Origin of the sequence: Curtobacterium sp. MCBD17_023 (assembly GCF_003224415.1) — a bacterium.
GTDB lineage: Bacteria > Actinomycetota > Actinomycetes > Actinomycetales > Microbacteriaceae > Curtobacterium.
Map to the genome: position 1 here is coordinate 41,927 of NZ_QKLJ01000003.1, position 22,218 is coordinate 64,144.

General features: G+C 74.4%; 17 protein-coding genes. 9 read left to right on the top strand and 8 right to left on the bottom strand.

Going from position 1 to position 22,218, the window contains the following annotated elements; genetic code table 11:
- Positions 1 to 175 precede the first annotated feature (175 nt).
- From DEI84_RS04985 to DEI84_RS05005, 5 genes are read left to right on the top strand one after another with little or no spacing between them, the layout of a single operon-like run.
- Positions 176 to 1,465, top strand: a complete 1,290-nt coding sequence (locus DEI84_RS04985) for a glycerophosphoryl diester phosphodiesterase membrane domain-containing protein (protein WP_110889913.1) — start codon at positions 176 to 178, stop codon at positions 1,463 to 1,465.
- Positions 1,462 to 2,265, top strand: a complete 804-nt coding sequence (locus DEI84_RS04990; RefSeq protein ID WP_110889914.1) for a DUF4129 domain-containing protein — start codon at positions 1,462 to 1,464, stop codon at positions 2,263 to 2,265. Before DEI84_RS04985 ends, DEI84_RS04990 begins: the two co-directional genes overlap by 4 nt.
- Positions 2,262 to 3,638, top strand: a complete 1,377-nt coding sequence (locus tag DEI84_RS04995) for a DUF4350 domain-containing protein (protein WP_110889915.1) — start codon at positions 2,262 to 2,264, stop codon at positions 3,636 to 3,638. Before DEI84_RS04990 ends, DEI84_RS04995 begins: the two co-directional genes overlap by 4 nt.
- The gene (locus DEI84_RS05000; RefSeq protein ID WP_375342312.1) at positions 3,635 to 4,630 is read left to right on the top strand and encodes an AAA family ATPase; all 996 of its coding nucleotides are present in this window, start codon (positions 3,635 to 3,637) and stop codon (positions 4,628 to 4,630) included. The genes DEI84_RS04995 and DEI84_RS05000 overlap by 4 nt, the downstream gene beginning before the upstream one ends.
- Positions 4,630 to 6,138 (top strand): DUF58 domain-containing protein, encoded by a 1,509-nt coding sequence (locus tag DEI84_RS05005; protein WP_258371700.1) that lies wholly within the window; start codon positions 4,630 to 4,632, stop codon positions 6,136 to 6,138. The genes DEI84_RS05000 and DEI84_RS05005 overlap by 1 nt, the downstream gene beginning before the upstream one ends.
- Positions 6,139 to 6,385: 247 nt before the next feature.
- Here the strand turns inward: DEI84_RS05005 and DEI84_RS05015 are convergent, their stop codons facing one another.
- Positions 6,386 to 7,381, bottom strand: a complete 996-nt coding sequence (locus DEI84_RS05015; protein WP_110824492.1) for a stage II sporulation protein M — start codon at positions 7,379 to 7,381, stop codon at positions 6,386 to 6,388.
- 122 nt (positions 7,382 to 7,503) lie between these two features.
- Here DEI84_RS05015 and DEI84_RS05020 point away from each other — a divergent pair, with 122 nt between their 5' ends.
- The gene (locus DEI84_RS05020; protein ID WP_110889916.1) at positions 7,504 to 8,373 is read left to right on the top strand and encodes an RDD family protein; all 870 of its coding nucleotides are present in this window, start codon (positions 7,504 to 7,506) and stop codon (positions 8,371 to 8,373) included.
- Between the two features lie 28 nt (positions 8,374 to 8,401).
- On the opposite strand, the gene ahcY is transcribed toward DEI84_RS05020, so the two are convergent.
- Together ahcY and DEI84_RS05030 are read right to left on the bottom strand one after the other, a co-directional pair.
- A complete protein-coding gene (ahcY, locus tag DEI84_RS05025) occupies positions 8,402 to 9,880 on the bottom strand; it encodes an adenosylhomocysteinase (protein ID WP_110889917.1) in 1,479 nt (492 codons plus the stop codon).
- A 33-nt stretch (positions 9,881 to 9,913) separates the two neighbouring features.
- On the bottom strand, positions 9,914 to 10,141 hold the full coding sequence (locus DEI84_RS05030) for a DUF3499 family protein (protein ID WP_110824495.1): 228 nt from the start codon (positions 10,139 to 10,141) through the stop codon (positions 9,914 to 9,916).
- Positions 10,142 to 10,196: 55 nt separating this feature from the next.
- Between DEI84_RS05030 and DEI84_RS05035 the strand changes: the two genes are divergently transcribed.
- Positions 10,197 to 10,637: a metallopeptidase family protein gene (locus DEI84_RS05035; protein ID WP_110824496.1), complete on the top strand. Its 441-nt coding sequence runs from the start codon at positions 10,197 to 10,199 to the stop codon at positions 10,635 to 10,637.
- A gap of 106 nt (positions 10,638 to 10,743) precedes the next feature.
- Here DEI84_RS05035 and DEI84_RS05040 read toward each other — a convergent pair whose 3' ends face one another.
- The 5 genes from DEI84_RS05040 to manA all read right to left on the bottom strand — a co-directional run bounded on the left by DEI84_RS05040 (position 10,744) and on the right by manA (position 17,896).
- Positions 10,744 to 12,141 carry a DUF5719 family protein gene (locus DEI84_RS05040; protein ID WP_110889918.1) on the bottom strand — a complete coding sequence of 466 codons (1,398 nt, stop codon included), beginning with the start codon at positions 12,139 to 12,141 and terminating at the stop codon, positions 10,744 to 10,746.
- Positions 12,138 to 14,990 carry a glycosyltransferase family 2 protein gene (locus tag DEI84_RS05045; protein ID WP_110889919.1) on the bottom strand — a complete coding sequence of 951 codons (2,853 nt, stop codon included), beginning with the start codon at positions 14,988 to 14,990 and terminating at the stop codon, positions 12,138 to 12,140. Before DEI84_RS05045 ends, DEI84_RS05040 begins: the two co-directional genes overlap by 4 nt.
- A gap of 93 nt (positions 14,991 to 15,083) precedes the next feature.
- Positions 15,084 to 15,416, bottom strand: a complete 333-nt coding sequence (locus DEI84_RS05050) for a WhiB family transcriptional regulator (protein WP_375232109.1) — start codon at positions 15,414 to 15,416, stop codon at positions 15,084 to 15,086.
- A 220-nt stretch (positions 15,417 to 15,636) separates the two neighbouring features.
- Entirely contained in the window at positions 15,637 to 16,599 is a 963-nt protein-coding gene (galE, locus tag DEI84_RS05055) for a UDP-glucose 4-epimerase GalE (protein WP_110889920.1), read from the bottom strand.
- Between the two features lie 79 nt (positions 16,600 to 16,678).
- Positions 16,679 to 17,896, bottom strand: coding sequence for a mannose-6-phosphate isomerase, class I (gene manA / locus DEI84_RS05060; protein WP_110889921.1), 1,218 nt, complete (start codon positions 17,894 to 17,896; stop codon positions 16,679 to 16,681).
- Between the two features lie 71 nt (positions 17,897 to 17,967).
- Between manA and DEI84_RS05065 the strand changes: the two genes are divergently transcribed.
- Positions 17,968 to 20,085 carry an acyltransferase family protein gene (locus tag DEI84_RS05065; RefSeq protein ID WP_110889922.1) on the top strand — a complete coding sequence of 706 codons (2,118 nt, stop codon included), beginning with the start codon at positions 17,968 to 17,970 and terminating at the stop codon, positions 20,083 to 20,085.
- 37 nt (positions 20,086 to 20,122) lie between these two features.
- Complete coding sequence (locus tag DEI84_RS05070; RefSeq protein ID WP_181420357.1) at positions 20,123 to 22,213, top strand: acyltransferase family protein; 2,091 nt, start codon at positions 20,123 to 20,125, stop codon at positions 22,211 to 22,213.
- Positions 22,214 to 22,218 lie beyond the last annotated feature (5 nt).

Consider the following 22,218-nt stretch of genomic DNA (forward strand, 5'->3'; position numbering starts at 1 on the left):
TGGACACGGTCGCCGCGTCCGGCGGCGACCGGACGACGGGGGACGGCGCATGGTCGACGGCGGATGGCACGTTCCGGGGGCGGGGACGCCACCGGAGCACACGGGCGGGCCCGAGCGCGCGTCCGGCGCACCAGGGTGGCCCACGCAGGGCGGTCACGGCGGCCCGGGAGGCCCGGTGTACTCCCCCGCATGGCCGGCGTCCGTCGGTGGGCCGGGAGGTCCGGGGCACCAGCCGCCACCGCTCCCGTCCGTCGGAGGGCCGGGTCCGCAGCCCGTCCGCCCGGTCATCCCGCTCCGTCCGCTCGGCCTCGGCGACGTGCTCGCCGGCGCCTTCACGGTCTTCCGCCGCAACGCGCGGGTGCTGCTGCTCTGGGCCGTACTGCTCTCCGGCGTGCTGGGCCTCGTGTCCACGCTCACCTCGGCCTTCGGGCAGCGCACCCTGCAGTCCCGCATGCTCGCGGCGGTGGACGGCACGGGTGACGCCGACACGATCATCGCGGGCACCGTGACGTTGTACGCCGTGCTGTCGATCGGCCTCCCGTTCCTGGCGTACCTGGCGCGCGGGTTCCTCGTCGCCCCGATCGCGGTCGACACCGGGCAGCGCGTCCTCGGACGGCGCGGCACGTTCCGTGGGCTGTGGGCACTGCTCGCCGGACGTCGGCGATCGGTCCTCGGGTGGATCCTGCTGCAGCTCGCCGGCGGGGTCGTGCTCGGGACGGTCTTCGTCCTGGTCGTGCTCGCGTTCGTGGCCGCCCTGTCCGCCGGTGACGGTGCCGTCGGGTGGTTCGTCCTGACGATCGTCGTGATGGTCCTCGGGTTCGCCGTGCTCGTCGCCTTCTTCACCACGCGGTTCGCCTTCACCGTCCCGACCATCGCGCTCGAGGGCCGCGGGGTCTTCTCGGCCGCCGGGCAGTCGTGGCGCCTCACCCGTGGCGCGTTCTGGCGGACCTTCGGGATCCTGCTGCTCGTGCAGGTGGTGCTGGCCTTCGCGGCGAGCATCGCCAGCGTCCCGCTGACCGTCGGGCTCACGCTGTTCTCCGGGGTGTTCGACCCGCTCGGCCAGACCGGCTCCTCGACCGCCGGAGGGCCGCCCTCGGTCGGCGCCGTCGTCACGCTCGCCATCGGCAGCCTGCTCGTGATCGCGGTGCAGTGCGTCACGGACGTGCTGACCGCGTCGATCACCACCTTCCTGACGATCGACCGGCGCATCCGGACCGAGGCGCTCGACCAGCGCATCGCCGCGCACCTGGAGACCGGGCAGCCGGCCGACCCCTTCGCGCCGTCGAGCCCCGGCGACCGGCAGTCGTGGTCGCCCCGGCAGGGCTGGCCCCAGCAGCAGGGCTGGCCCGAGCAGCAGGGCTGGCCCGAGCAGCAGGGCTGGCAGCAGCAGCAGGGCTGGCAGCAGCAGGGCTGGCCAGAGCAGCGCTGGCCCGAGCAGCAGGACCCGCCGAGCGGTCGCCCGTGACCGCGGTCCACCCGGACGAGGCCCGCCGCCTGCTCGAGCAGGAGCTCGGCCGCGCCGAGTACCGCGGGGCGCAGGAGACCTGGTGGGACCGCGCCTCCCGGGCCTTCCTCGACTGGCTCGGGTCCCTGCTGCCGGACGGTGGCGGCTCCACCACGCCCGGGCGGACCCTGCTCGTGATCGCGGTCGTCGTGCTCGTCGCCGTCGTGGTGCTCGTCGTGGTCACCCGCGGGCTGCCGCGCCGACGAGCACGGCTGCGCGGCGAGGACCCGGGCGGGGTGTTCGACGACGACGACCTCCGCTCGGCGAGCGCCGTCGCCGCTGCGGCCAGCGCGGCGTTCCGGGCCGGGGACTGGTCGACCGCGGTGCTCGAGGGGTACCGCGCGCTGGCCCGGAGTCTCGGCGAACGGGACCTGGTCACGGTGGTCCCGGGGGCCACCGCCCGCGCCATCGCAGACCGCGCCACGGTGCCGTTCCCCGCCCTCGGCACCGTGCTGCGGGACGCGTCGGACGCCTTCGACGCCGTCCGGTACCTCGGGGTCGACGCCGACGAGGAGACCGCCCTGCGCGTGCTCGACGCCTCCGCGGCGGTGCGCGCCGCCCGACCGGTCACGACGGGCGGCCCCGGCGGCCCGGGCGGACATCGCGCCGGCACAGGGACCGGCACCGACGCCGCCAGCGCTCCCGGCCCGGCGGGTCCCACTGTCCCGGCACGGCCCGCCGACCGGACCGACGCCGACCAGACGGACGCCGACCGGACGGACGCCGACCGGACGGACGCCGACCCGGGGGTCCGCGCATGAGCACCACCGCGACGCCGGCGGCACCGGCCGGAACGGCTGCCGCCCCGACCGGGCCGACCCCGCGTGACCGTGCCCTGCGCATGGGTGCCTGGGCCGCGGTGATCGTCGTCGGGCTGCTCCTGGCGGTCCTGACCGCCGCCGTCGGTCCCGGCCAGCAGCCGTCGGACGTCCCGCTCGACCCGTCGTCGACGACGGGCAGCGGCTCGCGGGCACTGGTGCGGGTCCTCGGCGAGCAGGGCACCGAGGTCACGGTCGTCTCCGACGCCGACCGGATCGGCAGCGGCGAGGGCACCGTCCTGGTGGACGACTCGGCCGGGGTGCTCGCCCCGTCCGTCGCCCGCCGCATCGCGAGGACCGCGGCCGACGTGGTCCTCGTCACCACCGACCCCGGCGTCCTGGAGGCGTTCGGCCTCGACGCGCGTCCGGCCGGCGCGTCCTCGACGGACACCACGGCGTCGACCGCGTCGTGCGCGATCCCGGCCGCCCGCGACGCCGGGACCGTCAGCACCGCCGGGGTCACCTACGCGACCGACGACCCGGACGTGGTCCGCTGCGTCCCGTCCGGCACCGGAGCGGACCGTCGGTGGGGTCTCCTCCGCACGGCGACCCCGGCCGGGCACGTCACCGTCGTCGGCACGACGGCGGCCTTCCGGAACGACACCGTGACCCGTGCGGGCAACGCGGCCCTGGCGCTCGGACTGCTCGGCAGTCAGGAGGACCTGGTCTGGTACGTGCCGACGGCCGGGGGCGCCGACGCCGCTCCCTCGCTCGGCGACCTCGCTCCGCCGTGGGTCCCGAGCGCGATCGGCGTCCTCGGCGTCGTGGCGGTCGCCGCGGCGGTCTGGCGCGGCCGACGGCTCGGCCCCCTCGTGGTCGAACACCTGCCGGTCGTGGTCCGTGCCGCCGAGACCACCGAGGGACGCGCGCGCCTCGCCGTGCGGGTCCGCGACCGGACGCACACGCTCGACACGCTCCGGATCGCCGCGGTCCGCCGGATCGGGCGGCAGCTCGGTCTGCCCCGCTCCGCACACGTCGACGAGGTGGTGCGCCGGACCGCCGCCGTGACCGGCCGGCCGGTCGGGCAGGTCGGAGCGGTGCTCGTCGGCGGGCCCACCGGCGACGACCGTGCGCTCGTCGCCGGCGCGACCGCCCTCGACGACCTGGAGGACGCGGTCGGCCTGGCCGTGTCCGGGGACGTGCGCCGAGCCTCCCGGACGGCTCCGCCGAGGACCACCGACGACGCGAGCCGCACTCCCCCCACAGGTGCGCCCGCGCGGCGCGGTCCCCGGGACGGCGTCGCCGGCCGGGCCGCACCGCCGGCACCCCCGTCCACGACACCGACCCCGCCCACACCACCAGGAGGACGACCGTGACCGACCTGCCCACCACACCCGCACCCGGGCCCCGCTCAGGCGGCGACCCCCTGCGCGAGGTCCTCGGTCGCGTCCGCACCGAGGTCGGCAAGGCCGTCGTCGGCCAGGAGGGCGCGGTCTCCGGCATGATCGTGGGTCTGCTCGCGCAGGGACACGTCCTGCTCGAGGGCGTCCCCGGCGTCGCGAAGACCCTGCTCGTGCGGAGCCTCGCGGCGGCGATGTCGCTCGACACGAAGCGCATCCAGTTCACACCGGACCTGATGCCCGGCGACGTCACCGGCTCGCTCGTGTACGACGCCTCGACCGGGACCTTCCCGTTCCGCGAGGGACCGGTGTTCACGAACGTGCTGCTCGCGGACGAGGTGAACCGGACGCCCCCGAAGACGCAGTCCGCGCTGCTCGAGGCCATGGAGGAACGCCAGGTCAGCGTCGACGGTGCCGCCCGGCCGCTGCCCGACCCGTTCTTCGTCGCGGCGACGATGAACCCCATCGAGTTCGAGGGGACGTACACGCTCCCGGAGGCGCAGCTCGACCGTTTCCTCATGAAGCTCACGCTCGACCTGCCACCGCGCGACGTCGAGTGGCAGGTCCTCCGCCGGCACGCCGACGGGTTCGTGGCGCGGGACGTCCGTTCCGCCGGCATCGTGCCCGTCGTCGGCGTCGACGAGGTCCGTGCCGCGCAGCGCGCCGTACGGGCCGTCGGTGCCCGGGACGACGTGCTCGCGTACGTGGTCGACCTGGCCCGTGCCACCCGGCAGGCACCGTCCGTCCGCGTCGGGGTGAGCCCGCGCGGGTCGACCGCGCTCCTCGCCGCAGCGAAGGCCTGGGCCTGGCTGACCGGCTACGACGCCATCACGCCCGACCACGTGCAGGCGATGCTCCTGCCCGTCTGGCGGCACCGGCTCCGCATCGCGCCCGACGCCGAACTCGAGGGTGTCGGGGCGGACGGCGTGCTGCAGCAGGTGCTCGAGCAGGTCCGGGTGCCGATCTAGTGGCCGTCACCGGTCGGTTCGTCGCGCTCCTCGCCGTCGCGATCGTCCCCACCGTGTTGCTCGGCAGCGGGTGGGGCGGTCTCGCGTGGATCGGCCTCGTGGTGCTCGCCGCCGCCGTCGACCTCGTGCTGGCGGCCGACCTGCGGTTGGTGCGGGTGGAACGCCGGATGCCCCGCCTCGCCCGCCGCGACACCACGGCCGAGGGGACGCTGGTGCTCGCCAACGACGGTCGGCGGGTGCTGCGGGCGGTGGTCCGGGACATGTGGGAGCCCTCGGCCGGCCACGGACCGCGTCGGATCCCGATGACCGTGCCCGGAGGCGAGCGTCGCACCGCCCGGATGCGGTTCGCCCCCTTCCGTCGCGGCCGACGCACCACCGCCGGGATCGCGCTCCGGGCAGCCGGCCCACTCGGACTCGCCGCGCGGCAACGGGTCGTCGCGGCGCCGGACGCCCTGGTGGTCACCCCGCCGTTCCGGTCGCGGCGACACCTGCCGTCACGCCTGGCCCGCCTGCGGGAACTCGACGGCGAGACGACCCTGCAGCTGCGCGGGCACGGCACCGAGTTCGACTCCCTCCGCGACTACGTCCGCGGGGACGACGTCCGGTCGATCGACTGGCGTGCCACGGCCCGGCGGCAGGACCTCGTCGTGCGCACCTGGCGGCCGGAGCGCGACCGCCGGGTCGTGGTCGTCGTCGACGCCGGTCGTGCCGGAGCCGGACGGGTCGACGACGAGCCCCGCCTGGACACCGCGATCGAGACGGCGCTGCTCGTCGGGGCGCTCGCCGCCGCTGCCGGGGACCGGGTCGACCTTCTGGTGCTCGACGACACCGTCCGGGGTCGCGTGCACGGCGCCACCCGGGCGGACGTCGTGCAGCGGTTCGGGGAGACCCTGGCCACCGCCGAGCCCGGGCTCCGGGCCACCGATTGGGCGGCCGTCCCGGCGATCGTCGACGCGGTGACGACGCAGCGTGCGCTCGTGGTGCTCGCGACGAGCCTCGACTCGGTGGGCGCGTCCGGCGACCTGCTCGCGGTGCTGCCCGTGCTCGGCCGTCGGCACGCCGTGGTCGTCACGTCGGTCGAGGACCCCGCCGTGGTGCGGATGGCCGCGACCGGTGGGACGACGGACGGGGGCGGGGCGGACGCGGCGGGTCGGCGCGCGGAACGAGACCGGACCGGACGCGCTGCCAGGGACCGGGACGGAGACGGAGCCCCGACGGGTCGCCGGACGGGGTCGTCGCGTCGGCTCGGCTCGTCACGGCGGGACGGCCGGTCAGTGCGGGACGGCTGGTCAGTGCTGGACGGCCGGTCGGTGCGGGACGGCTGGTCGCGGAAGGACGCGGAGCAGGTGTACCGACGCGCCGCCGCGGAACGGACGCTCCTCGACGCCGACGGCGTCGCGGACGTCGCCAGACGCGCGGGTGCCGAGGTGGTGCGGGGGCTGCCCGAGGACGTCCCACCGCGCACCGCGGACGCGTACATCCGGGCGAAGGCGTCCGGGAGGCTCTGACCCGGTCCGGCGGGCGGGTCGCGACGGACGCGGCGCACGGGTCCGGAGCGAGCAGGGCGCGGCGGACGCGGCGCACGGGTCCGGAACGGGCAGGGCGCGGCGGAGGGGCACGGGTCCGGAACGGGCAGGGCGCGGCGCACAGCCGCGGAGCGGGCAGTCGCGGCGGACGCTGTGCGCAGCCCCGGAGCGGTCAGTCGCGGGCCGCTGACCGCCGGTGGCCGGTGGCCGGGCGCGGCCGCGGACCGGATCAGCCCGCGACGATCGCCGCGGCGCCGCGGTCGAACTCGTCGAGGTCCCCGCGCTCCCCCGCCCGGTACGCCCGACCGCCGAGCACCCACTGGTACGCCAGGACCAGGGCGAGCGCGACCGTCCCGATGCCGATCTTCACCGGCCACGGCCACTCCTGCCGGGTCACGGTGCCCTCGACGACGCCGGACAGCAGCAGCGTGAGCACGAGCCCGATCGCGACCGTGATGAGCGCCCGCCCGTCCTCGGCGAGGGCCTGCGCGCGGGTCCGGGCACCGGGGGCGATCCACGACCAGGCGATCATGAGGCCGGCACCGCCCGCGAGGAAGATCGAGTACAGCTCGAGCTGCCCGTGCGGCGCGATGTAGAGGAAGAAGTCGCCGAGCCGCCCCTGCGAGTGCATGATCGACGCCGAGACACCGAGGCTGACCGCGTTCTGCATGATCGCGTACGGCACGAACAGTCCGGTGATCCCGAACGCGACCATGCTGGCCGCGATGTACGCGTTGTTCGTCCACACCTGCGCGGTGAAGGCACCGAGGCCGTGGTCCGAGTAGTAGTCGACGAAGTCCTGCGTCGCGTACTGCCGGAGCGCGGCGTCCGTGCCGAAGGTGGCGACGGCGCCGGGTGTGGAGGCGATCCAGACGGCCGTGATGCCCGCGACGAGGACGGTGGCGACCGCGACCCAGATGGTCACCCAGCGGATGCGGTACAGCGCCGCCGGCAGCTGCAGTGCGAAGAACCTGGTCAGCACGGTCAGCGGGTCGGCCGGTGTCCCGGTGAACCGGAGCCGGGCACGGTGCAGGGTCAGGGACAGCCGGTCCCCCGTGGCGGACCGGGGCGCGGCGGCCCGGATCCGCGCGAGGTCGGTCGCGGCGGCCTGGTACCCGGCGACCAGGCGGTCGACGTCGGCACCGGAGGACGGGCGGCGCCGGGCGAGCCGGTCGAGCTCCGTCCACCGCTCGCGGTGCACGTCCGCGTACGCGTCCAGGTCCATCCGTCTCCCCCTCGGTCCTCCGCCGCCGACGGCCGTCACGGCGTCGACCGGGACGTCGCCCCCACCGTCACCGCGTCGAGCCCGTCCTGCCGCTCGTGGCACGCTTCCGCCAGAATGATCCCATGCCGAAGCGCAGCACGCCCCGCGACCTGGCGGACGGACGGTTCGTCCGCGCGCTCGACGACACCGACGACGCACTCGTCGTCGGCGAGGCGGTGGCGCTCGACGTCGTCCCGGCGGGCATCGTGCTCCGTCTCGCGGCGGCGCTCCTCGACGCGCTCTGCCTCGGCGCGCTCCTCGTGATGTTGCTCATCGGCCTGTCGCGCGTCTGGCCGACAGGTATCGACGACGCCTGGGCGGCCGCGTCGCAGATCGCCGTCGTCGTGACCGTGTTCGTGCTCGTCCCCGCGGCCGTCGAGACCGCGACCCGGGGCAAGAGCGTCGGGCGGTACGCGCTCGGGACGCGGGTGGTCCGGCTCGACGGCGGCGCGGTGTCCTTCCGCCACGCCTTCACCCGGTCGCTGGTCGGTCTGCTCGAGCTCTGGGGCACCGTCGGGTCGCTCGCGCTCGTGGTCGCCCTGTTCGGCTCCCGACCGCGCCGCCTCGGCGACCTGCTCGCCGGCACCGTGGTCCAGCACGAACGACTCCCGCGCTCCGCTGCCCCGTCGGTGTCCCTGCCGCCGTCACTGGCCGGCTGGGCCCGCGTGGCCGACGTCCGAGCGCTGCCCCAGCGGCTCGAGAACCGGCTCGGGGCGTTCTTCCGCGGGGCCGCGTCCGTACAGCCAGCGCACCGGGACGCCGCAGCCCGCGCCCTCGCGGCCGAGGTCGCCGAGTACGCGCACCCGGTCCCGCCGGTGCCGCCGGAGGAGTTCCTGGCCGGTGTCGTGGCGCTCCGACGACAGCGCGACGCCCGGGCGTTCAGCTCCCGGCTGCGCGCGCTCGACACGGCCACCGGTGTGGCGGGCGCCCGCCCGCCCGGCTTCCCGCGCTGAGCCACGCGGACGCGAGCCGGCGCCGGCGTCAGTACCGGTAGTGCTCGGGCTTGTACGGGCCCTCGACGGCGACACCGATGTAGGACGCCTGCTCCGGACGGAGTTCGGTGAGCCGCACGCCGAGCGCGTCGAGGTGCAGCCGCGCCACCTTCTCGTCCAGGTGCTTCGGCAGCACGTAGACCCCGGTCGGGTAGGCGTCGAGGCGGGTGTGCAGCTCGATCTGCGCGAGCACCTGGTTCGTGAACGAGTTGCTCATCACGAAGGACGGGTGCCCGGTGGCGTTGCCGAGGTTCATGAGGCGGCCCTCGCTGAGCACGAGGATCGAGCGGCCGTTCGGCAGGCGCCACTCGTGCACCTGCGGCTTGATCTCGACCTTCTCCACTCCCGGCAGGGTCTCGAGCCCGGTCATGTCGATCTCGTTGTCGAAGTGCCCGACGTTCGCCACGATCGCGAGGTGCTTCAGCGCCAGCATGTCCTCGACACCGACGACACCGAGGTTGCCCGTGCAGGTGACGACGATGTCGACCTCGCCGGCGACGTCCTGCAACCGGGCGACCTGGTAACCGTCCATCGCGGCCTGCAGTGCGCAGATCGGGTCGACCTCGCTGACGATGACGCGCGCGCCCTGCCCGCGGAGGGCCTCGGCAGCGCCCTTGCCGACGTCGCCGTAGCCGACCACGAAGGCGACCTTGCCGCCGATGAGGACGTCGGTGGCCCGGTTCAGCCCGTCGGGCAGCGAGTGGCGGATGCCGTACTTGTTGTCGAACTTCGACTTCGTCACGGAGTCGTTCACGTTGATCGCCGGGAACTTCAGCTCGCCGTTCCGGGCCAACTCGTACAGCCGGTGCACGCCCGTCGTGGTCTCCTCCGTGACGCCCTGCACCTCGGCCGCGATGCGGGTCCAGCGGTCCGGGGACTCCTCGAGCGAGGCGGCGACCGTTGCCAGCACGATCTTCCACTCGGCGCTCGCGTCCGCACCGGCCTCGGGCACCCGGCCGGTTGCCTCGGCGTCGGCACCGGTGTGCACGAGCATGGTCGCGTCGCCGCCGTCGTCGAGGATGAGGTTCGGCCCGGTCCAGTCGGCCCCGGCCGCCGCGGCCTCGGCGCTCCAGTCGAAGACCTGGGTGGTGCACCACCAGTACTCCTCGAGGGTCTCGCCCTTCCAGGCGAACACGGGGACGCCGGCCGGGGCATCGGGCGTCCCGGTCGGGCCGACGGCGACGGCCGCGGCCGCTTCGTCCTGCGTGGAGAAGATGTTGCAGCTGGCCCAGCGGACCTGGGCGCCGAGCGCGACGAGGGTCTCGATGAGGACGGCCGTCTGCACGGTCATGTGCAGCGAGCCGGCGATGCGCGCGCCCGCGAGGGGCTGTGAGGCGCCGAACTCCTCGCGCAGGGCCATCAGGCCGGGCATCTCGTTCTCGGCGAGGCGGATCTGGTGGCGTCCGGCCTCGGCGAGCGTGAGGTCGGCGACGCGGAACGGGACGGCGGCGCGGGTTTCGATCGGCATGGGGACCAGTCTCCCACGGTCTCCGGACCCGGGTCAGGACGGGGTGCGGTCCGGGGTCCTCGGCGGCGGGTCCCGGCGGACGACCTGCCATCCCCGCGGCACCCGGAGCGTCGCGGCGTGCCGGGCGCAGAGGTCGTAGCCGTGCGGTTCGACGCGCGTGGACAGCGGTCCGACGACCACCATGGAGTCGGCGTAGTCGTACGTCAGGGTCGCCGAGGCGCCCGCGCCACAGGCGACCTTGCTGCAGATCCGTACGTCCATACCGTCTGCGACCCTACCGGCAGCCGCCGTGGGGGCCGCCGCGTACGATGGGCGGATGCGTCGCAAGCCCCCTCCCGTCCCGCGGGTCGACCGTGCTCGCGGGCGTTCCCGGCACGGCCGGGGGTACCGCTCGAGCGTCACCGGTCCCGAGCTCGCACCCGTGACGACCCGCGCCGAGGTCTTCGACCGCGTCGTCGGCGACACCGCGCACTACCTGGTCGGCCTCTGGCCGGAGGAGCTCGCCGGGGTCGTGTTCCAGGTCGCGGACATGCCGCACGACGCGACGCTCCCCGACGCTCTGCCGCGGTGGCGGATCGACCGGGACGGCCGCCGCGTCACGGTGTTCCGGATCCCGGTGGAGCGCGTGACGCACAGCCCGGAGAAGGACGACGTGGACCGGCGCATCGTCGTCGAGACCGCGGTGTTCCGCGCCGTGGCCGAGCTCATCGACAAGGACCCGTGGGACCTGGCACCGGACCGCTACCGGCACTGGTGACCCGGGCCTCCCGGCCGGCACCGCGCACAGGCGACGACCGCCGGCCGACCCGGCGGACGCACCAGCGGCAGACCTGCCAGCGGCAGACCCGCCAGCGGCAGACCCGCTAGGGGTAGACCCGCAGCGGGCTGGACACCTCGGTGGACGGCCGGACCGGGAACCCGGCGATGCCGTCGTCGCTCTGGTACGTGACGCCGGCGACCAGTCCCGCCGCGCCGGTGATCCGCAGCTGCTGCGTGCTCGGCACGCTGACCGTCGCGGTCGACCCGGAGGCGACCTCGACCTCCTGGGAGTCCTCACCGGACGCGATCGTGACGGTCGCGTCCTCCCGCGTGGGGTTGACGAGGTTGAGCCTGGCACCGGAACCGGGGGCGACGGCGGTGACCGTCGACGCGCCGAGCGGTTCCGCCGAGGCGAACCAGCCGAGGTCCGTCCGGCCGTCCTCGGTCGGCGTGGTCGTGCGCGCCGCGGCGACGATCGGCACCGTCGAGGTGATCGTGAACGAGTACCGGCCGTCCGGGAAGTCGTCGAGCGGCACGTCGGTGACGATGCCGGGCTCCGCGGTGGCGTCCACGGTGGTGCCACCGCCGTCCGCCGTCGTGATGCCGAGCGTCACGCGCGCCGCCCGGTCCCCCGGCACGTAGAGCCGGAGCGCGGGTGCCGCGTCCGCGGTGTCCTCGCCACGCTGCGCCCCCTCGGCGTCGTCGAGCACGACACCCGGGATGACCTGCGTGCGCGCGGGAGCGGCTCCGCCCGAGACGATGTCGAACCCACCGGGGGTGAGCGTCCGGACGACGGTCTCCTGCATGTGCGCGACGATCTGGCCCCCGGTCGAGGTGACGTGGACCACCGTCGCGCCCTGGTCGGTGACGAAGCCGGAGAGCGGGACGACCTTCTGGGAGTTCGGGGCGACGACGATGCCGGTCGTGCCGGGCGCGCTGACGGTGCCCTCCGCGTCGGCGATCGCCAGGTCCACGGTCGCGTTGACGTCGGTGGGGTTGGCGAGCGTGACGAGGCTCGTCCGGCCGGTCTCCGTCGAGCCGCCGACCAACCAGGTCGACTGCGACGGGTCGTCGCACGACGCCGCCCCCATGCCGACCAGGTCGCCGTCCGAGACGCTCTGGACGCTGCTGCCGGCGACCTGCGGCGCGGTGTCCCCGGCGGGCGCGGTGAGCAGGGTCGGGTCGCTGCTGCCGGTGCTCGACCCCTCGAGCTGCGTGCGCTCGACGGTCCCACCCGTGGTGGCGCTCGCGATCTCCGGGGAACCGACCGCGCTCGCCCGGGTGGCGTCGTTGCCGGCGTCGTCGGAGAGCCGCAGCGCGCTCCCCGCGCAGACCCGTTCCGCCGCGGCGGGGACGGGCGTGACGGTCCGACCCGCCGGGTGCCCGGGCGTCTCGCTGGTGCCGATGGTGTGCGCGGCGGCGATCGTGCCGGCCGCGACGACGACGGCGACGGCGGTCGCGGTGCCGCGGAGCGCCCAGCGGCGCGCGGTGCTCGTGCTCATTCGTCGCGCTCCTCGTCGAAGGTGGTGGCGGGTTCGTCGGCCTCGATCACGTTCGAGGTGGCACGGCGTCGACGCGGCGCGGTCGGGACGGCGAGCAGTGCGGCGGCACCGAACACGATCCCGATCACCACGAGGTACAGCACGTGCGTGGCCTTCGCGGCGGCGGACCCGGTGCTCGTGCGGTCGACGTCGCCCTCGTAGTGGAAGAGCGCGCCGTTCGTCGTCTCGCCGATGCTCGTGAAGAGCGCGTTCTGGCCGATCGCCCCGGCCGCGCGGTCGTGGACCGCCCGGGCCTCGGGGTCGTCCGGCGCGTCGTCGAGCAGCACGAAGCTGACGCCGAGTTCCCGGAGCGCCGGCTCGGGGTCGTAGCCACTGCGGCTCGCGAGGTTCCCGGCCAGCGTGGCCAACCGGGAACCGGACCGGCTGAGCGACAGCGCGGTCGCGTCGAGCGTGGACTGGTCGTCCAGCGTCGAGCCCTGGCCGCGCTCGAGGGAGACCGCGAGGGACCCGTCGGTCTGGGGCTGCACGACGAGGGTGCCGACGTCCGGGTTCGCCTGCGCCTCGGCGTTGACGTACGCGCTCAACACCCGTCCCGAGGTCGGCTGGATCGCCGCGCGGTCGAGGTAGAAGGCCCCGAACGCAGGCGCGACGGCGACGGCCGCGAAGACGCTCGCGACGAGACCGACGACCGGGGCCGCACGTGGCACGGTGTCGATGCCGATGCAGGCGGCGACCACGAGGGCGAGGGCCATGACGGACAGGGCGCTGCCCGGCCAGACGATCGTCGTCGTGGACCCGACACCGGTGACGGCGAGGTGGGTCGCGCCGAACGCGGTCGCGTACCCGAGGAGTGCGGCGACGAGCGCGGTGCCCGCGAGGGTCCAGCGGTGTCCGAGCACGGCGCCGAGGGCGCTCGCGGCGACCGGGAGTGCCAGGACCGCCATCGCGACGGGCAGCACCGCGCTGCCGAGGCCGAGGGGCGCGGTGGCGGACAGCCAGCCGTTCCAGTCCGGCAGCGGCTGCCCGATGGCGAGCTGGAGTGCGCTCGGCGCGGGTGTGGCCGTCGGTACGCCCGGGTCGGCGAACACGGCGAGCGGGTTCCCCCTGCCCACCTGCGCGAGGACCAGCGGCAGGAACAGCACGGCCGCCGGGACCGGCACGAAGACGCGTCGGTGCGCGTGCCGGAAGCCGACCACCAGGGCGACCAGCCACCCGACGAGCAGCACCGGCAGGAGCGACGGGGCGCACGCGGCGACGACCGCGAAGAGCAGCGCGGCGCCCGACGCGGACGCCCACGAGCGGTGCGCCTCGACGAGCGTCAGGAACAGCCAGGGCAGCAGCACGTGTGCGATCACGGCGCCGAGGTGACCCGAGGTGACCGCGCCGACGAGCGCGGGGGCGAGCGTGTAGAGCACGGCGCCGATGACCGGGACCCAGGTCCGCGTCGTCACCTTGCGCACGGCCGCCCAGGCGCCGAACGCGGCGAGCGGGAACGAGAGCAGCATCACGACGACGACCGAGGTGGACGGCGACCAGAACGTGATCGACCCGAGGACGGCGAGCACCGCGGCGAACGGGTCCGACGGTCCGGTGGAGCCGGTGCCGAGCGAGTGCCAGCCGTACCCGACGTTCCGCCAGAGGTCGCCGACGTCGGTGCTCAGCGGCAGGAGTCCCCCGCCCGTGAGCGCCGGCGAGCCGAGCAGGGGGAACAGCGTCACGACGCTCAGCACCACCGCGGCGAGCACCACCCAGACGCCGCCGTCCCCGAGGAAGGACGCGCGGGCGACCGGTGCGTCCTCCGCCCGCGCGAGCTCGACGTCACGGGATGTGGTGCGGTGTTCGTGCACCCTCCGCCAGCTCACGCGGAGCGGCTCGATCGCCGCCCACCCGGTCTTCCGGTTCGCGGCCAGCGTCCGACGGGCACGTCGGACGCCACCGCCGAAGGCGACCGCGAGCGCGGCCGCCAGTTCACCGGCGACCGCCGCGGGGTGCTTGGCGACGAGGTGTCCGACCGCGCGGCCGACGGCGAAGGGCAGGAGCGTGAGCCAGTGCAGCCAGAGGACGCCGACGGGCGCGTAGGTGAGGCGCCGGTGCAGCTGTGCCTGCCGGTGCATCCGCACGCGGCGACGCTCGGAGACCTTGGCGCGGCCGAACTCCTCGATCGGCCCGGCGCTGGTGGCGCGGGCCTCGGGCACGACGGCGACGCGGTGCCCCGCCAGGCGCGCGCGGACGGAGAAGTCGAGGGCGGCGTCGACGTCCGGCAGCGCCGGGTCGAACCCGCCGAGGCTGTTCCACACGGACCGCCGGACGAGCATGCCGCCGGCCGAGACGCCGAGCACGTCGGTCTGGCGGTCGTGCTGCCCCTGGTCGAGTTCGTCCTGCACCAGGGTGACGGAGCGCCCGAGCCGGGTCATGCTCTCGCCGAAGGCGGCGATGCGCGCCGGGTCGTCGACGTGGACGAGCTTCGGCCCGGCGATCGCGACTGACGGGGCGATCTCGACGGCCGCCAGGAGTGCCGCGAGCGTCCCGTGCGTCGGGGTGTTGTCGTGTCCGACGAGCCAGAGCCACTCGTCGACGCCGTCCTCGGCCTCGGCGCGGGGGGCCACCCGCTCGCCGTGCCGCACGGCTTCACCGAACGGCCGGCCGGCCGGGATCCGGGAGAGCTGGGCGCTGCCGCCGAACGAGAGTTCCGAGGTGGACCCGTCGGTGGACCCGACGTCGACGACGACGAGCGCTTCGGGCGGACGGGTCTGCGCAGCGAGGGCGTTCAGCGTGCGGTCGAGGTGGTCAGCCGCATCGGCGGCGACGAGGATCGCTGTGACGCGGCGTGAGGAGGCACTGGGCTGCATGACGGCGCCACTCTACGGGCCGGGAGGCTCGGTTCCGGTGGGCGGCGGCGGCGCGTTGCGAAGGTGGCCGGACCGGCGTCGGCCAGCGGCGGCTCAGGCGCGCTTGCGCAGCTTCCGCCGTTCACGTTCGGAGAGGCCGCCCCAGATCCCGAAGCGCTCGTCGTTCTCGAGCGCGTACTCGAGGCACTGCGCCCGGACCTCGCACGAGGTGCAGATCTTCTTGGCCTCGCGGGTGGAGCCGCCCTTCTCGGGGAAGAACGCCTCGGGGTCGGTCTGCGCGCAGAGCGAGTCGACCTGCCAGGAGAGCGGGTTCTCGTCGTCGGTCTCGGTCGTCCGACGGACTCCCGGCACACCGAGCGCCACGGGGTCGACGTGCCAGTCGTCCGGCACTCCGGCTTCGAAGTCGGATGCACTCACCCTGATCACCCCTTGACGTCTCGGTTGCGGCCCTGACGACGATGCCGTCGGTGTAATTACAGCGGTGTGATTCCTCTGAGTCAAGTCGCGGATCATAGGAGCCCCTCCGCGTTCCGCCGTCGCATGTCCCCCATTCGGGCGTGTCGCGCCGTGTCCGGACCCGTTCCGGGGGACACGGAACGACCCCCGCGGCCAGGACGACCACGGGGGTCGACGGCGCGGCGACCGGTCAGGCGGCGTGCCGCCGGGCCTCCCAGGCGCTCGCCACCATGTCGTCGAGCGAGTGCCGCATCGCCCACTCGAGGTCCCGCGCGGCGGCCTCGCCGGTCGCGACGATGCGGGCCGGGTCGCCGGCGCGCCGCGGGGCGACCTCGGGCCGGAAGTCGATGCCGGTCCCCCGCGCCATCGCGTCCATGATCTGCCGGACACTGACGCCGTCACCGCTGCCCAGGTTGTAGGCGCGCTGCAGCGGTTCACCGGTCTCGAGCTTCCGGGCCGCGACCGCGTGCGAGTGCGCGAGGTCGGCGACGTGGACGTAGTCGCGCACGCAGGTGCCGTCCGGCGTCGCGTAGTCGTCGCCGTTGATGCGCGGCGTCCGACCGGCGAGCAGGGCGTCGAAGACGAGCGGGAACAGGTTGTGCGGGCTCGCGTCGTACAGGTCCGGCTGCCCGGAGCCGACGACGTTGAAGTAGCGCAACGAGGTCGTGGTGAAGCCGCGAGCGACCTCCATGTCCCGCAGCAACCACTCGCCGATGAGCTTCGACTCGCCGTAGGGCGACTCCGGGGCCTTCGGGGTCTCCTCCACGACGACGTCGACGTCCGGCGTGCCGTAGACCGCCGCGCTCGAGGAGAACACGACCTTGTCCACCCCGACCTCGGCCATGGCCCGGAGGAGCGTCGCCATGCCGGTGACGTTCTGCTCGTACGTGTGCAGGGGCCGCTCGACCGAGACCCCGGCGTACTTGAACCCGGCGACGTGCACGACGCCCGTCACCGCGTGCTCCCGCATGGTCCGCTCGAGGAGCGTGCCGTCGAGGACGGTGCCCTGGACGAACGAGACGTCCTCCGGCACGAACGCGCGGAACCCGCTCGAGAGGTCGTCGAACGCGACCGTGTCGATGCCCGCCGCACCGAGCGCGCGGACGACGTGGGACCCGATGTACCCGGCACCGCCGGTGACCAACCAACTCATGCCGCCACGCTAGCGGAACGGGCGCCGGCGGCCCGGTGGCCGCCCGTCAAGCGCTGGTCAGGCGCCGATCAGGCGCCGATCAGGCGCCGGTGGCGATGAACACCGTCGCGGTGGTCCCGCTGCCGGCGTCGGCCTCGACCGTCACGTCGCCCTCGTCCGGCGTGATGTAGCAGGACTCGCCCTGGCGGAGCAGGGTCGCCGAGTGCGCACCGACCAGGGTCACGACCCCCTCGGTGCAGATCGCGATCGACGGCCCGTCCAAGGGCGCGGTGCCACCGGCACCGACCGGTCGCCCGTCGTTCGTCACGCGCACCAGTGCGAAGCCGACGCCCTCCGGCGCGAACCGGTCCACCGCGGGCGCGAGGTGCTCCGGCTCGAGGAGCGGTGCGGGGTGTGCGGTGAAGTCGAGCACGCGCAGGAGCTCCGGCACGTCGACGTGCTTCGGCGTCAGGCCCCCGCGGAGGACGTTGTCGGACGGCGCCATCAGTTCGATGCCGAGCCCGTCCAGGTAGGCGTGGATGTTGCCGGCGGGCAGGTACATCGCCTCGCCGCGGGCGAGCGTCACCCGGTGCATGAGGAGCGACACCACCACGCCCGGGTCCTCCGGGTAGGCACGGGCGAGGTCGGCGGCGGTCGCGGTGTTCGGCGTCACCCGACCGTCCGCGCCTGCGGCGGCGACCGCCTCCGTCGCGAGGTGCCCGACCGCGCCGATGACCGCGCGGGCCGAGTCGTCGGTCTCCTCGAGCCAGCGGACGGTGTCCTCGAGCCCGTGCTGCAGGTGCACGACGAGCGGACCGAGCCGACCGGAACCGGCGTCGAGCGCCTCGACCTCGGCGAGCGCGTCGGCGACGGGTCGGAAGCCGCTCAGCGCCTCGAAGCGCTCGCTCAGGGCGACGACGAGCTCGGGCTTCGGGAACGGGTCCTTGTAGTTGCGCGCCGGGTCGTCGAGCGGGACCCCGGCGGCTTCCTCGCGGTCGAAGCCCTCCCGGGCCTGCTCCGGGGTCGGGTGCGCCTGCAGGGACAGCGGGGCCGCGGCGGCGAGGACCTTGAGGAGGAACGGCAGCCCGGACCGGTCCGTGCCGAGGGCGGTCTCGGGCTCGGCGGTGATCCAGTCGAGCACCGTGTCCGCGCCGCCGACCATCGCGGGGTTGACCACCACGCTGGGGCTGCCGGCGTGGGCACCGAGCCACAGTTCGGCCTGCGGGACGCCGGTGACGGTCCGTCCGAGCAGTTCGGGGATCGCGGAGACGGAGCCCCAGGCGTAGTCGCGCGGGGTGTTCGTGATGCCGAGGAACATGGTCCGAGCGTATCCGGCCGCCTCCCGGGCGCAAGCACGGCTCGGATCCGTGCGGCAAGTAGGCTGTCCCGGTGCAGAATGCCGTCCCCGCCCCGACACCGGCCGACGACCGACGGAGCAGGGACGCCACGCGCTGGGACGTCCAGGGACTCCGGGCGTTCGCCGTCCTGGCCGTCGTGCTCTACCACCTGTGGCCGAACCGACTGCCCGGTGGCTTCATCGGCGTCGACGTGTTCTTCGTCATCTCCGGGTACCTCATCACCGGACACCTCGTCCGCGAACTGCTCTCGTCCGGGCGGATCGCGCTCGGACGGTTCTGGGCGCGCCGGGCGCTCCGGCTGCTGCCCGCCGCGTTCCTGGCGATCGCCGCGACGGGGGTCACGGTGCTGCTCGCGGTGCCGAACGCACTGTGGGGGCAGTACGGGCGTCAGCTGATCGCGTCGACCGTCTACCTGCAGAACTGGCAGCTCGCCGCGGACGCAGTGGACTACCTGGCGAGCGACAACGACCCGTCGCCGTTCCAGCACTTCTGGTCGCTGTCGGTGGAGGAGCAGTTCTACATCGCGTTGCCGCTCGTGCTCATCACGGTGGTCGGCCTGGTCCGCGTCGTCCGCCGCGGTCGCGGGGTCCCGGCCGCGGCCGTGGCGCGGGTCGTCCTGGTCGTCGTGGTCGTGGTGTCCCTGGCGTGGAGCGTCCTGCAGACCGAGTCCTCCCCGGGCGTCGCGTACTTCTCGACGGCGACACGCGCCTGGGAGTTCGCGCTGGGTGGCCTCGCGGCGACGCTGCCGATCGGGGTGGCGTCGTCCCGCGCCGGCACCTTCGTCCGGATCATGGCGACCTGGGCCGGACTGGCCCTCCTCCTGGCGTCGCTGTGGGTGCTCGACGGTGACACGCCGTTCCCGGGCAGCGCGGCGGTCCTGCCCGTGGTCGGTGCCACCCTCGTGGTGCTGCTCGGCGCGGGTACGCCCCTCGAGTCCGTCGGCCGGTGGTTCCCGGTGGCGCACCTGGGCCGGACCTCGTACGCGATCTACCTCTGGCACTGGCCCGCCATCGTGCTGGCCCCGTTCGTGATCGGGCACGACCTCGCCGCCGTCGACAAGGTCGTCATCCTCGTGGGCTCGGTGCTCGTCGGCACCCTCTCGACGCTGCTCGTCGAGGAGCCGTTCCGCTTCGCTCGTCGTGTCCGCCTCTGGCGACCGCGCCGGGTCGCGGTCATCGGGTTCTGCGCCACCCTCGTCGTGGTCGGCCTGGGCGCCGGGACGCTGACGACGCTGCAGGTGCAGCAGACACAGGCGGCGGAGGCGGCGCGTCGGCTGGAACGGGGTGACGTCCGTTGCTTCGGCGCGGCGGCCGAGATCGGGTCGGCCGACCCCTGCGTCAACCCCGCGCTGCGCTCGGTGCGGGTACCGACGGCGGCCAATGCCCGGCGCGACGACGCGAACCGTGGCGAGTGCTGGTCGGCCGGCGGCGGTCAGTTCACCCGGTGCACCCTGGGTCCGAAGACCGGGTACGAGAAGCGGTTCCTCGCCCTCGGGGACTCGCACAGCAACTCCTTCATCGACGTGTACGAGCGGATCGCGAAGGCGAACAACTGGCGGATCGACGTCGCCGGGCACCCGAGCTGCTACTTCACGAAGGCGGAGCAGTCGGCTCCGAGCGCCGGGCTGCGGGCGAGCTGCGCGGCGTGGAAGCAGCACGCCGAGGACTACGTGTCGCAGCAGGACGACCTGACCGCGCTCCTCGTCACGCACTCGGCGACCTCGCGGCCGGTGCTCGGAGAGGGCGGTGTCTCGGCCGAGGAGGCGACCGTCGACGGTCTCGTCGACGCGTGGCGGACCGCGACCGAGCAGGGTGTGCCCGTCATCGCGATCCGGGACAACCCGGTGCCGGAGCCGGGGACCGTGACGTGCGTCAGTGAGATGCAGGGGCCGACCACGACGGCGTGCGACCGCTCCCGGGAGACCGCGACCGCGCCGTTCGACGGGCAGCAGGAGGCAGCGGACCGGGTCGGACGCCTGGCACAGGTGATCGACTTCACCGACCTGTACTGCGACGACCGGACGTGCCCGGCCGTCATCGGCGGCGTGCTCGTGTACCGCGACAAGACGCACATCACGACCACGTTCGCGAAGACCCTCCAGCCCTACCTGGTGCGCGGGATCGAAGACGCGCTGCGCCGAGCGGAGTGAACTCCGAGGACCCGTCACGGAACATATGCTTTCCGCGATGTCCTCACCAGCCACACCCGTCCGTGACCACACACGCTGGGACGTCCAGGCGCTCCGGGCGTTCGCTGTCCTGGCAGTCGTGCTCTACCACCTGTGGCCGAACCGACTGCCGGGTGGCTTCGTGGGCGTGGACGTGTTCTTCGTCATCTCCGGGTACCTCATCACCGGGCACCTGCTCCGCGAACAGGTGCGCACCGGTCGGATCGGCCTGGCGGCGTTCTGGACCCGACGTGCCGGGCGCCTCCTGCCGGGCGCGTTCCTGACGCTGACGGCCACCGGGGTTGCGGTCCTCGCCCTCGTCCCGAGTTCCCTCTGGGGCCAGTACGGACGGGAGCTCATCGCCTCGACCGTCTACCTGCAGAACTGGCAGCTGGCATCCGACGCGGTCGACTACCTGGCCAGTGACAACCGGCCCTCGCCGTTCCAGCACTTCTGGTCGCTCTCGGTCGAGGAGCAGTTCTACATCGCCCTCCCGGTGCTCCTGGTCCTGCTCGGCCTCCTGCTGCGCCGGTCGCGCCACGCCGACCCGGTGCGCTCCGCGCGGGTGCTCCTCGGCGCCGTCGGTGTCGCGTCGCTCGTCTGGTGCGTCGTCGAGACACGCACCGCTCCCGGCATCGCCTACTTCTCCACGGCGACGCGGGCCTGGGAGTTCGCGCTCGGCGGGTTCCTGGCCACCGTCCCGCTCGCGCCGGCCCGGACGCGTGCGGCGGCGGCGGTCCGGACAGGAGGGACGTGGCTGGGGGTCGCAGGCCTCGTCGCGTCCGTCCTCGTGATCAGTCCGTCGACGCCGTTCCCGGGGACCGCGGCACTCCTGCCGGTGCTGTCCGCGGGCCTCGTCGTGGCCGCCGGCGCCCGGAGCGGGCTGCAGGTGGTCGGCCGCGGAGCGCCCGTCGCCTTCATCGGGCGGACCTCGTACGCGATCTACCTCTGGCACTGGCCAGCCGTCGTGCTCCTGCCCGTCGTCCTCGGGCACCCGCTGGGCACCACGAGCAAGGTCGCGGTGCTCGTCGGCGCGCTCGTGCTCGCCGCCGCCTCGACCCTGCTCGTCGAGGAGCCGCTGCGCGCCCGGACCCGGGCGGTGCGGATGCGCCCGGCTCGGGTGGCGCTGCTCGGCCTGGTCGCGACGGTGGCGGTCGTGGCGATCGGCGCCGGGACCCTCACGGCGGTCCACGTCCAGCAGGTCCAGGCCCAGGCTTTCGCCGGACGACTGGCGCGAGGGGACGTCGACTGCTTCGGCGCGGCGGCGCGGATCGGTAGCGCCGACCCCTGCGTGAACCCCCGCCTCGCCGACGTCCGAGTGCCCGCACCGGCGGCAGCGGCGCACGACGACGCGAACGACGGTGCCTGCTGGTCCAACACCACGGCGGACTTCAACGTCTGCTCGCTCGGACCCCGCACCGGCTACCGGAAGCACCTGCTCGCGGTCGGCGACTCGCACAACAACGCGCTGATGACCGCCTACCGTGCCGTCGCGCAACGGGAGCACTGGCGGATCGACGTCGCCGGTCACATCGGCTGCTACTTCACCACGGCCGAGCAGCAGGCCCCGACCCAGAGCTACACCGACAGCTGCCAGGGGTGGAAGCAGAACGCGATGACCTGGGTGGCGGACCACGCGCACGAGCTGGACGCCCTCGTCGTGACACACGCCGCCACGAAGAGCCCGGTGCTCGTCGCGGACGGGGGCAGCAACGACGAGACGGTCGTCCGCGGTCTCGTCTCAGCGTGGCGGACTGCCACCGGGCGCGGCGTGCCGGTCATCGCCCTCCGGGACAACCCGGTCGCGCGCGATGACGTGCTCGCGTGCCTGGCGCAGATGCAGGGCCCGACCACCGGTGCGTGCGACCTGCCCCGCGCCCAGGCCCTCGCCGCGTTCGACGGCAGTGCGCAGGCGGTCGCGGCGGTCGGCGACCGCGCGCGGTACGTCGACATGACCGACTGGTACTGCACGGCGACGACGTGTCCGGCGGTGATCGGCGGGGTCCTGACACACCGCGACCCCACCCACCTGACGGCCACGTTCGCGACCACCCTCGCGCCGGCCCTCGGTTCACGCCTGCGGGCGGCGCTGACCTCGCTCGGCGGGTGACCGGT